The organism is Cohnella thermotolerans DSM 17683, from assembly GCF_000429825.1.
Classification (GTDB): Bacteria; Bacillota; Bacilli; order Paenibacillales; family Paenibacillaceae; genus Cohnella; species Cohnella thermotolerans.
In genome coordinates this window covers 53,634-65,333 of sequence record NZ_KE386963.1, presented here as the reverse complement: position 1 = coordinate 65,333, position 11,700 = coordinate 53,634, and the positions used below count along the sequence as shown (strand labels likewise).

At 58.6% G+C, this 11,700-nt stretch carries 11 protein-coding genes and 1 pseudogene; all 12 read left to right on the top strand.

Annotation, left to right across the window (positions count from 1 at the left end):
• The first annotated feature begins 39 nt into the window (after positions 1-39).
• The 12 genes and pseudogenes from G485_RS0122900 to G485_RS0122845 all read left to right on the top strand — a co-directional run bounded on the left by G485_RS0122900 (position 40) and on the right by G485_RS0122845 (position 11,360).
• A complete protein-coding gene (locus tag G485_RS0122900; RefSeq protein WP_051318503.1) occupies positions 40-1,233 on the top strand; it encodes a BMP family ABC transporter substrate-binding protein in 1,194 nt (397 codons plus the stop codon).
• 24 nt (positions 1,234-1,257) lie between these two features.
• Complete coding sequence (locus G485_RS30720; RefSeq protein WP_027094452.1) at positions 1,258-1,491, top strand: hypothetical protein; 234 nt, start codon at positions 1,258-1,260, stop codon at positions 1,489-1,491.
• Positions 1,492-1,509: 18 nt separating this feature from the next.
• Positions 1,510-2,196, top strand: a complete 687-nt coding sequence (locus G485_RS27905; protein ID WP_240489248.1) for a cupin domain-containing protein — start codon at positions 1,510-1,512, stop codon at positions 2,194-2,196.
• A gap of 12 nt (positions 2,197-2,208) precedes the next feature.
• The gene (locus tag G485_RS0122885; protein WP_027094451.1) at positions 2,209-2,889 is read left to right on the top strand and encodes a cysteine hydrolase family protein; all 681 of its coding nucleotides are present in this window, start codon (positions 2,209-2,211) and stop codon (positions 2,887-2,889) included.
• A 44-nt stretch (positions 2,890-2,933) separates the two neighbouring features.
• Entirely contained in the window at positions 2,934-4,559 is a 1,626-nt protein-coding gene (locus G485_RS0122880; protein WP_027094450.1) for a PucR family transcriptional regulator, read from the top strand.
• Positions 4,560-4,856: 297 nt separating this feature from the next.
• On the top strand, positions 4,857-6,143 hold the full coding sequence (locus tag G485_RS0122875; RefSeq protein ID WP_027094449.1) for an adenylosuccinate synthase: 1,287 nt from the start codon (positions 4,857-4,859) through the stop codon (positions 6,141-6,143).
• Between the two features lie 339 nt (positions 6,144-6,482).
• Positions 6,483-6,647: pseudogene (locus G485_RS31130) on the top strand (GntR family transcriptional regulator); the annotation flags it as partial.
• Between the two features lie 85 nt (positions 6,648-6,732).
• Positions 6,733-6,894, top strand: a complete 162-nt coding sequence (locus tag G485_RS31125; protein WP_240489251.1) for a hypothetical protein — start codon at positions 6,733-6,735, stop codon at positions 6,892-6,894.
• Complete coding sequence (locus G485_RS0122860; protein WP_027094447.1) at positions 6,869-7,756, top strand: ABC transporter ATP-binding protein; 888 nt, start codon at positions 6,869-6,871, stop codon at positions 7,754-7,756. Before G485_RS31125 ends, G485_RS0122860 begins: the two co-directional genes overlap by 26 nt.
• On the top strand, positions 7,746-8,774 hold the full coding sequence (locus G485_RS0122855) for an ABC transporter permease (protein ID WP_027094446.1): 1,029 nt from the start codon (positions 7,746-7,748) through the stop codon (positions 8,772-8,774). Before G485_RS0122860 ends, G485_RS0122855 begins: the two co-directional genes overlap by 11 nt.
• A gap of 97 nt (positions 8,775-8,871) precedes the next feature.
• Complete coding sequence (locus G485_RS28650; RefSeq protein ID WP_156922556.1) at positions 8,872-9,636, top strand: hypothetical protein; 765 nt, start codon at positions 8,872-8,874, stop codon at positions 9,634-9,636.
• Positions 9,637-9,956: 320 nt separating this feature from the next.
• Entirely contained in the window at positions 9,957-11,360 is a 1,404-nt protein-coding gene (locus G485_RS0122845) for a peptidoglycan DD-metalloendopeptidase family protein (RefSeq protein WP_169732356.1), read from the top strand.
• The last annotated feature ends 340 nt before the right edge of the window (positions 11,361-11,700 follow it).

Below are 11,700 nucleotides of genomic sequence, written 5' to 3'. Positions count from 1 at the left end.
ATAGTCAGTAATTCAATATAAAGATGGAGGGGAACCACAATGGACAAACGATTGGGGAAAATATCGAAGGCAATGATGTACGGGGTACTGGCCATGCTATTGCTGATTACGGGTTGCAGCCAGCCGAGCGGCAATAGCGGCCCGGCCGAATCGGCCGGCAGCAACGGAGAGCCTTCCGCATCGGCGTATACGGATGCGGTCGCCGGGGCGATCGGCACCGGAGGCAAGGCGGTCGGCTTCATCTTCGTAGGGACGAAGGACGACTACGGCTACAACCAAGCGGCTTATCAAGGAAGCGTCGCCGTGGAGAAAGCCTTCCCGAACCTGAAGGTGCTGCGGGCCGAGAACGTTCCGGAGACGGCGGAAGCGGAGCGCGTCATGGAGCAGATGATCAAGGACGGGGCGAAAATTATTTTCCCGACTTCCTACGGTCATCTCGATCCGGCGCTTAACGTAGCCAAACGCCATCCGGACGTTGTGTTCTTCCATCAAGGCGGACTGAAGACGGCGGAGAATCTCGGCACGTACTTCGGCACGATCTGGGAGCCGGTCTATCTGGCGGGCGTAGCCGCAGGCAAGATGACGAAGACGAACAAGCTGGGCTATATCGTATCCGTACCGATTCCGCAAGTTCTATTGAACGTCAACGCGTTCGAACAAGGTGCCAAGTCCGTCAATCCGAAAGCCACGACAACCGTCGTATTCACGGGTAGCTGGTGCGACCCGGGCCAACAAGCCAACGCGGCGAACTCTCTGATCGACGGCGGCGCCGACGTGCTTACCCAGCATCAAGACTGCACGAAGACCGTCATCGAGACGGCCGAGAGGAACAACGTCATGACGGTAGGCTATCATGCGGACGCTTCCGCCCTGGCGCCGAACGGCTGGATTACAGGCTCCGTATGGAACTGGCCGGATCTGTTCGTCGACATGGTCAAGACGGCCGAAGAAGGCAAATTCAAAGGCAGCATCTATGACGGCAAATATCGCGGCACGCTCAAGGATAATGTGGTTCAGCTCACCGACTTCGGGAAGAACGTCCCGGACGACGTGAAGGCTCTTGTGGAAGAGACGAAGACCAAGCTGATCAACGGAGAGCTTCATCCGTTCGCCGGACCGGTCAAAGATCAAAACGGCAAGGTTCGTTACAAAGAGGGCGAGAATCCGACGATCGAGCAGCTGGAATCGATGGATTTCCTCGTCGAAGGGGTTATCGGAACGATCAAGAGCTAAGACATGCTTAGGAAGGAACCGGTAATGAGCGGATTGGGGGGACTGAACAAATCTCCGGACGGAATGATGTTCGAACTCGCGCAAATGAAGCTTCCGGTCGTGGATACGCCCGACCAGCTTGCGGAACAGACGCAGCGGATCTTCGAGATGACGGCCAAGGCAAAGCGCGGACTGCGCAACCTGGATCTGACCGTTGGGACATTACGAACCAGGCGAACGCCTTCAGCAACCTCATGTATACCGCCTGGGTATGCATGAGCGGAAGCCTTCGATTGGATGGGCGAAGCGATGATCGTCGGCTTCGACGGCGTTCCGATCGTTCGGGGCGGCGGACGTCCGGACGAGATCGTTGCCGGGGAGGTAAGGCCGTCCTTGGCGAGGGAAGCCCGACGCCTGTGGGGCGTGGAGAACAATATCTATCAGTTCGGCCACCGCGGGTATGTGGCGGTGGACGGAGGCGCGCGGGATTGCCCGTACAGTTATATGAAGGATCTGGTGACAAAGGAGTCTAGCGAAATGGCAGAAGAAGCGCGAACGAAGGTCATAGAAGCAACGTCGATGGAATGGGAGCTGATGCCCCAACACGTCGAGCTGTACCACCGCGAGATCGTCTCCGCTGCGGATGCGGACGGCATGGGGGTGCGGGCGAGTTCCGTCTTGTGGGAGAAGATCGGCGTCGGCGGCGCCGTCCTTCCTCACTATCACAACGTAGCCGAGATCATTCATATTACGGTAGGCCAAGTGCGGCTGCTCTGCAACGGGGAGTGGAGGACCTACCGGGCGGGGGACACGTTCCACGTGCCGGCGGGCGTCGTCCATTCGGTCGTGAACGACGATACGGTCCCGACCGAGCAGATCAGTATTTTCCTGCCGGTAGAAGAGAACATGCCTGCGAATCGTTTCTTCGAGACGGTGCAGGTACCCGTCCCGGTCGACCGCCCGCTCGCGAAAGGCGCCAAGTAAGGAGGGAGCGAGATGAAGGCAGTATGCGAGGCTCTGCCCTACGTTTTCGAATTCGAGGCATCCCGCACGGCGTTGATCGTGATCGATATGCAGAACGATTTTTGCTCGCCCGGGGGGTTCGGGGAACGGCTCGGCAACGACATCTCGCCGACGCGCGCCATCATTCCGGTCATCTCCGGCCTGCTTGACGCCGCACGCGAAGCGGGATTGCTCGTTGTGCATACGAGGGAAGGCCATCTCCCCGACTTATCCGACTGCCCTCCGGCCAAGCTGGAACGCAGCCGCAGGCAGGGAGCCGGAATCGGCGACCCCGGACCGATGGGGCGCATTCTCGTGCGCGGGGAACGAGGTCACGATATTGTTCCGGAGCTTCGGCCGATCGAAGGCGAGATCGTCATCGACAAGCCGGGTAAGGGCGCTTTTTATGCCACTCATTTGGATTCGTTGCTGCTAAACCGCGGGATCGAATATTTGATATTGTGCGGAGTCACGACGCACGTATGCGTCCACACGACCTTGCGGGAAGCGAACGACCGCGGCTACCGCTGTCTCGTACTGGAGGACGCGACGGCCGCCTACGACCGCGCGGATCACGAAGCGGCGGTGCGTATGGTGCGGCAGCAAGGAGGCATTTTCGGATGGACGGCTTTCTCTTCTTCCTGGATGGAGGCGCTGCACGCCAAAGACAATTAACCGCATCGTCGAGCATCCGCCGCAGCTAAGGGAGGAATCGATCAATGAACAATCCGATGAAGACGGGGTTCGCGGTGAAGGATCTGTTTATGCTGCCGCATTTCAAGGACGCGGTGCTTCTCGGCGGCGGCTCGAACGTGGACCGGATAATCAGCCGCGTGAACGTCATGGAAGTGCCCGACGTCATCGACTGGGTCCGTCCGGGCGAATTCCTGATGACGACGGGGTATCCGTTCCGCCACAATCCCGAAGTTCTGGTGACACTCATTCCGCAATTGGCCCAGAAGGGCGTCGTGGCGCTCGGAGTGAAGCCGAAGCGGTTCTTCGACGAGGTGCCGGAAGCCGCCATCGAGGCCGCCGAACGGCACCGGCTTCCCCTGATCGAGCTTCCGCCGGGAACGACGTTCTCCGACGTCGTGCGCGAAGTGATGGAGCGGGTGCTCGTCTCCGAATTCAAGGATCTGACGATCTTGCAAGGCAGGGTTCAACGCCTGTCCCACGTGCTTCTGCACGGGGACGGGCTTCCTGCGTTTATGCAGCATCTGGAGCTGATGATTCGCAGCCCGATCGTGCTGCTGGATCCCGAGAACGAGAAGCTGGCGTCGCCGGGGGCGGAAGCTCTATGCGAGCGCATCGGGAGCGCGGAATGGGAACGGCTGCGGGCGGAGAGGGCGCTAGAGACGAACGTGATCACGGTCGGAGAAGAGAGTCTCCGCGTCCATGTGGCTCCCGTGGCGGACGAACAAATACAGCCCTATCTTCTGCTCGTGATGGACCGCCGAAACGAATACGACGTCGTCGATTCCTTGACAGTCAACTGGGCCGCGCGGCTGCTGGGCTTCGAGATCAATAACATGCAGGCTAGGCGGAATATCGAAGCGAAGTACTTCGACCAGTTCTTGCAGGACTGGATGGCCGGCCGGATCGTCTCGATCGTCGATCTGCGGCTTCGGGCTGAAGCTTGCGGATTGAAGTTGGCTCCGGAGGCACACTATACCGCGGGGATCGTCAGTTTCCGCCATCGGAAGCCGAAGGTGAGAGAACTTCAAGAGCTTGCCAAGCGTCTCAATTCGGACAGCGCGATCCGCAAGCTGGAGCTGAAGTGGACGGTGCTGGAAGGAGATCTGGTCGTCCTTCTGACCCACTATCGCGGCGAGACCGGCGGGTCTCGCGGGGAACTGATTCAACAGGCAGCGGCTATGACGGCGCAGCTGCTTCCGGATCTTGAGCCGTCGTTATGTCTCGGCAGAGAAGCTCTCGACCAGGAAGAGGTCGCGGAGAGCTACCTGGACGCGAAGCGGGTTGTCGAGATCCGGGGTGTCTGCGATCTGAAGGACCCCGTTCTTCATTACGGCGACATGGGCATCTATCTGCTGCTCTATCGGCTGCAGGGGACCGAGGAGCTCGGGGAGTTCCGCAAGATGTACTTGAGGCCTCTGCTTGAGATGGACAAGAAGCAGCAAGGCGAGTTGCTGAAAACGCTGAAAACATATTTCCAATGCAATTGCAACGCCAAGGAAACGGCCGAGCGCCTGTTCGTTCATTACAATACGATTATTTACCGGCTGGAACGGATCAAGGGCGAGCTGGGCTTGCGGTTGGATGATCCTGAGACGAAGCTCATTCTCCAGTTCGCCATCAAGCTGAACGAGCTGAAAGAGTTGGCCTAGCTTATTGTTTCTGATGCGATGTGCGGTTGGATTCGGTCTCTACTGGGAAAGACTCGTTAAAATTTCCGAACGATCATATAGGCACCTAAACAATTGTTCGCCTTTTGATTGACTTCGCCTCCTGCGCTTGCTACACTAATCATGCCGCCTTGCGGCCTTTTGGCCGTACATCGGGGACGAATCAGGTCTCCGGTGCTTTTGTGCGCGCCACCGTCGTCTTCGACGAACGGGGGGACGCGCTTCGGGGGAGGCATTATCATGCCGGCAAGAGCAAATCAGCCGGATGGAGGGATTGCTTTGTCTACAGTTGTAGTCGTTGGAACGCAATGGGGAGACGAGGGTAAGGGGAAAATTACCGATTACCTGGCGGAGAAGGCGGATGTCGTAGCCCGTTATCAGGGCGGCAACAACGCCGGCCACACGATTCTCATTCAGAACAAGAAATACAAGCTTACCATGATTCCGTCCGGCATTTTCAACGAGAACAAAGTCTGCGTCATCGGCAATGGCATGGTTATTAACCCGGCTGCTCTGGTGGAAGAGATTCAATATATTATCGACAACGGCTTTACTGTCGACAACTTGCGGATCAGCGACCGCGCGCACGTTATTATGCCTTATCATCTTGTGCTCGACGGGCTGGAGGAAGACCGCAAGGGCGAGGACAAGATCGGCACGACGCGCAAAGGTATCGGTCCGTGCTACATGGACAAAGCGGCGCGCAACGGCATCCGCATCGCGGATCTGATGGACCCCGAGGAATTCGCGTCCAAAGCGCGCCGTCTGGTCGCCGAGAAAAACCAAGTCATCGAGCAGGTGTACGGCGGGGAACCGCTGGATGCAGAGCAGATCATACGCGAATATTTGGCGCTGGCAGAGAAGCTGCGCCCTTACGTTACCGATACGTCGGTCGTGCTCAACGAAGCGATCGACGAAGGGAAGAAGGTTCTGTTCGAGGGCGCGCAAGGCGTCATGCTCGACATCGACCAAGGCACATACCCGTTCGTGACGAGCTCCAACCCGTCTGCGGGCGGCGTCTGCATCGGATCCGGCGTCGGACCCTCCAAGATTCGGCAAGTAATCGGCGTCGCGAAGGCGTATACGACCCGCGTCGGCGACGGACCGTTCCCGACCGAGCTGCATGACGAGCTCGGCCAGTGGATTCGCGACAAGGGTCACGAATACGGCACCGTAACGGGCCGACCGCGCCGCGTCGGCTGGTTCGACACGGTCGTCGTCCGCCACGCCCGCCGGGTGAGCGGCATCACCGGGCTCTCGCTCAACTCGCTCGACGTGCTGAGCGGCCTGGAGACGGTGAAAATTTGCACGTCCTACCGGTACCGCGGCGAGATCATCAAGCACTATCCCGCGAATCTGAAGACGCTGGCCGAATGCGAAGCGGTGTACGAGGAGCTGCCGGGCTGGACCGAGGATATCTCGAACGCGAAGACGCTGGAAGACTTGCCGGCGAACACCCGCCGCTATGTGGAGCGCGTCTCCGAGCTGACGGGCATTCCGATCGCCATCTTCTCCGTCGGCCGCAACCGCGATCAGACGAACCAGGTCGCTCCGATTTACGTATAGAGAGAACTAGAAGAGCCGTCCCCCGGCGTTCGCGCGCGGGAGGCGGCTTTTTTTGCGTCTTGCACCGAGGGGTTGTCGAAGAGAGTAACTGGCTTCCTCACATTCGCGTGCCACGCTGGGAAATCGCCGAAGAGAGCAACCGAGCTTCTCACATTTAAACCCTACACCTAGTTTTCTGCCCAATATCCGTTTCCTCCAACTTCATAAAGTAGTTGTATTTTCCAAATATGTAGTGTACAATGTGTACTAGTAAAAGTAGTACAGTTGCCGGTTAACGGTTTCGAAGTCGGCAAAGCGGCAAGGCGGCGGACCGGCGGAAAAGGAGCTGAAGGAAGCCTTATGATTGTCATCAACGCAAGAAGCCTCAGCCCCATCTATGAGCAAATCGTGCAGCAGGTCAAAGAGCTGATCGCCAAGGGCGCTCTGAAGGAAGGGGATAAGATCCCTTCCGTCCGCGAGCTGTCCGCCCAACTGCTCGTCAACCACAATACGGTCGCCAAAGCTTATCAGGAGCTGGAGCGGCAGGGCGTCATCGTGACGCAGAGGGGCAAAGGCGCCTATGTGTCGGGAACGGGGGGGAGGCCCGGGCATGGAGAAGGAGAGGTTGCGCCAATTGCGCGAAGAGCTGAAGCGCATCGTCGTGGAGGCGCACCATCTGGGCGTCGGCGGCAAGCGGCTGGCCGAATGGCTGCAGGAGGACATCCAACGCTTTGGGAGGGAAGAAGATGCTAACGGTCCGGAATCTTCATAAATCGATCGACCGGCGGCCGGTGCTTCGCGAAGTCGGGTTCACGCTCGCGCCCGGCCAGGTCGCCGGGTTGATCGGCCGCAACGGAGCGGGCAAAACGACGCTGCTCAAGACGATGGCGGGCGTGATGACCCCCGATCTCGGAACGGTCGAATACGAAGGCCGATCGATCCACCGCGACATGTCCGCCAAGGAGAATGTCGTGTTCGTCCCCGATCATATCGAGCCCTGGCACGGATATACGCCTTACGGCTGCGCCGACTTTTATTCCCGAATTTATCCCCGGTTCGATATGAATGACTTCAAGCGGACGCTCGACCGCTTCGGTCTGCCGCTTGGCCGCAACGTGCGGCTTTTCTCCAAAGGGATGAAAATGATGTTCGCGACCGCGCTCGGCCTCGCCACCAAAGCGCCTTACGTGCTGCTCGACGAGCCGACGAACGGCGTCGATCCGATCGCCAAAAAGCAGGTGCTGTCCCTGCTGATGGAAGCGGCTTCGGAAGGAACGGCGCTGCTCATCTCCTCGCATCTGCTGGAAGAGCTGGAGCGCATGACGGATACGATTCTGCTGCTGAAGGACGGCTCGGTCGAAGCCTATACGTCCGAAGACGTAGGCGGCGGGCGCGTTATCAAGCTGCAAGTGGCTTTCGCGGGGGAGCCGCCGGCCGATTGGCTGGCTTCGCCGGAGGTGCGCGTGCTGGATCATATCGGGCGCGTCTACACGCTGCTGGTCGGCACGGAGGGGGAAGGCTCCGCTTACGAGGAGCTTCGGCGCCTGAATCCGCTGCTCATGGAGCCGCTTCCGGTCAAGCTGGAAGATCTGTATTTGTGGAAATTGGACGGAGGTGACCGGGATGCGGGTTAGAGCGCTGTGGAGCCGCGAATACGCCCAGGCCAGACTGTTCGTGTGGGCGGTGCCGATCGTTCATTTTCTCGCGTTCGGCCTGCTGCGGATGAACAAATGGCTGTTTGTCGAGCCGGACGTCGCGGACGTTCGTCTGCACGCGGTCGAGATCTCCAGCCAACCGGTGCTGCAAGCCTATGAATACGGAGGCTTCGAGACCACCGCGCGGCTCTGGCTGCTTCTCGCCCTGTTCGTGCTGGCGCTCGTCCAGATCGGCACCGAACGGAAAAACGGCACGCAAGAGCTGCTGTTCGCGCTGCCTTACTCGCGGAGGCAAATTTTCCTCCATAAATGGCTGTTCGGCCTTGCGCTTCTGACCGGCACGCTCGTGGCCAACACGATCGTAGACATGCTCGTCGTGCTGTGGTCCCCGATCGCCCCCTACTTCAGCTTCGCCTATCATATGGCGGAGATGGGCTACTCCTGGCTGGCGCTTGCGGCCATCTACTCGCTGGTCTTGTTCATAGGCACGATTACGGGGACCGTGGCGTCCCAAACGATCCTGTCGCTGCTGACCTTCATTGTGCCTATGGGCTTCATCTCCTTGGTGACCAACTCGCTGGAAGTGCAGGGCGTTCGGCTGCAACGACCATTGGACGGCGACGTGGGAATGCCTGCTTGGTACGATCGGTTGCAGGACGGGCTCAACCTCATTACTTATGTGACGATTCCGTTTGATCGATTGTCCTGGGAAAAAGCCGCGGCGCTCTTCGTGCTTCTTCTCCTGAGCTTCGTTTGCGGCGTGCTGGCGTACGAGCGGAACCGGACGGAGAATAACGGCAAGATCATGATTTTCGGAGGTTGGGAGATCGTCCTGCGCGTCGGGTTCGTGCTTTGCTTTTCCATGATCGCGGGGCTCTTCGTCTCGGCCCTCGTCGAGTTCGACGAGCAAATCGGCTACGACATCGGCCTGCTCGTCGGTTTCGTTCTCAGTGCGCTGGTCATCCGCAAGCTGACGGGGATGCGGTTTAAATTTTAGCGCTCCGGGTTTCTCTTTTCGACGGCCTGCGAGAATGAGAGCCGCGAGGTTTGCCCATACTGAAAACTATGAAAACATAGTTTGGCAGGAGGGCATCATGATGTGGAAATGGATCGAATGGGGCGCCAAGCTGCTGGCGAGCGCGCTGCTTCTCAGCTTCTTGTGCGTCTGGACGACCGGCTATATCGTCAACAGCTACATCCAGACGGTGTTGAAAGAAATGGACATTCCGCTGGACGTGCAGCCTTTCGCGCTGTCCGGCGTCTGGGGCACGCTGTGGGGGGCGGACAAGCCGGAAGCGGCGGAAGCGAGCCCGTCGCCTGCGCCCGGCAATCAGGCGGCGAGCGGCAATCAGGCGCCGTCGGAACCGCCGGCTGACGCCGGGGCTCCGGAGGCGGGCGGAGCGTCGTCCGCGCAGCCAAGCCCGAGTCCGAGCCCGAGCCCCTCGGCGGACGCGGATACCGGGGCCGAGGGGAGCGCAACCGGCGGCGGGGACGAAGGCGCTGCAATTGACGGAGAAGGCGGGCAAGCGGCAGGCGAGCAGCAAGACACTCCGGCAACGAAGGACAGCCCGGAAGGGCAACAGGAGGCCGGAGGAGATGCGGTGCCGGTATGGAACGGCGAAGCCGCCGGCGCGGGGAGCTCAGCCCTGACCGACGAGGAGCGCCAGAGGCTCTATTCGATCGTCGTCTCGAAGCTGAGCGCCGAGCAGCTTCAGCAGCTGTCCTCCTATCTGGAAGGCGGCGTGACGGCCGAGGAGCTGCCGGAAGTGCAAAAGCTGTTGAAAAATGCGCTAAGCGACAAAGAATACGAGCAAATGCTCGACATCATCCAACCGCCGACCCCTTCCCCTGAGCCCTAAACCTCGACAGAAAATAGGAATATAGACTCTTGCTTAAAGCCGCTGGTCGCCAGCGGCTTTTCCCTTATTATGAGATAATCTTCATCTTCGTTTTATTGATAGGCTCGTTAAAGGTATGCTAAAGTTATAGCAGGCTTTGACTAGAAAGGGAAAACTTTACCTGGTGGGATGCAAAGGAGAAAATCATGGCCGTTTTCAAGAAAACGGACCGGATTCGGGAATGGCTCGCCGGTTGGCGCCGGCATTTTCGACAAATCCGGTCTTCGAGCTTGAAAGGAATGACCGTTGTCCGTCAAAAGACTCAGCCTGCAGCCCGACAAATGCGAAACTATCGAACTCCGATCGTCGTCACCGGCGCAGCGCTCGTTGCCGCCGTCGGCGTGTTCATCGGAGCGAATCAATACGTCCAAGCGCATACCAATTCATTCTATAGAGTTCTGTTGAACGGGCAGCCGATCGGGGAAGTGAGCAGCAAGCAAGTTGTAGAGAACGCCCTCAAGGCGAAATCCGAGCAGTTGGCCGACGCCGATTCGGAGGTCCGCTACAAGCTTGACGACAATCAGGTATCATTCGAGGATGTAAGTGCTTACAAGAAACTTCCGGACGACGAGGCGGCTTTGAAGGCGCTGGAAGCCGGGTTGAAGACGCATCCGGTCGGCGTCAAGCTGGTCATCGGAGGCAAGGAGATCGCCGTCGTGAAGGATCAGGAGACGGCGGAGTCGATTCTGCAGCGGGTCAAGGACAAGTTCGCGCCCGGCGCTTCGGATAAGTCGAAGGTTCAGGCGCTGTCCTATAACGCGTCGAAGCGGACGGCTCAGCCGAGCCGCGTCGTGAAGTCGGTGAGCATCGAGGAAGAGGTGACGACGATCCCCGTCGACATCGACGATCCGGCGCAAGTGGCCGACCCCGACGAGGTGTTCAAGAAGCTGACGACCGGCAACCCGGTCAAGCGAACCTATACGGTGCGCAAAGGCGATTGCATCGGATGCATCGCGCAGAAAATGAAGGTGTCCGCCGACGTCATCTACGCGAACAATCCGTGGATTGAGGACGACGAGATCAAGCCGGGCGACGTGCTGGATATTACTCAGAACAATCCGGTTCTGCACGTCAAGTCGGAGGAAGAAGTGACCCAGATCGAGACGATCGACCCGCCCGTCGAGATTCGCAAGAGCGACGACATCAAGCTCGGCAAGTCGAAGACGGTTCGCGAGGGCAAGAACGGCAAGCGTCAAGTGACGTACCGTCTGGTCAAGCGCAACGGAACGATGATCGAGGAGGAGCAGGTATCCTCCGAGGTGCTGGAAGCGCCGGTATCGACCGTCATTTTGAGAGGAACGAAAGTCACCCCGAGCGAAGGCACCGGCAGCTTCGCCTGGCCCGTATCGGGCCACCGCATTACGAGCTATATGGGCGAACGTTGGGGCCGGCTGCACAAGGGCATCGACATGGTCGGCGGCAAGACGATCATGTCGGCCGACAACGGCACCGTCGAATTCGCGGGCCGGAAGAGCGGCTACGGCAATGCCATCATCATCAATCATAACAACGGCTTCAAGACGCTGTACGGGCATTTGAAGAGCATCTCGGTCAAGAAGGGCCAGGTCGTCTCCAAGGGCGAGGCCATCGGCATCATGGGCAGCACCGGCCATTCGACCGGCACGCACTTGCATTTTGAAATCTATCTGGACGGGAAGCTTCGGAATCCGACCAGTTATTTGTAGGAAGCATAGAAGAGACCGCCGGGCCGATCGGGCTTGGCGGTTTTTCACATTATAGAATTTAAAAGTCTCCGGGGTGGAGAGCATGTTCCACCTTGTTTTGGGATTAGTTTGAAGTGAAAACGGATCCTCTGTCCGTTCCCATTGCTGAATAGGCTTCCAGGCGTGAAATATAGCGGATTCAGGGTCCGTAAATGACACGGCAAATCCTGATTGAATCCTGGAGTACCCATGCAAAAAGGGAGTTTGGATGGAATTACCATCCCCGCACAATGAGTGAATCGAAGACCGCTCATTACATCGAATCTGAAAAAAGTGGAGCGGCGTTTATCAGATTACCGGT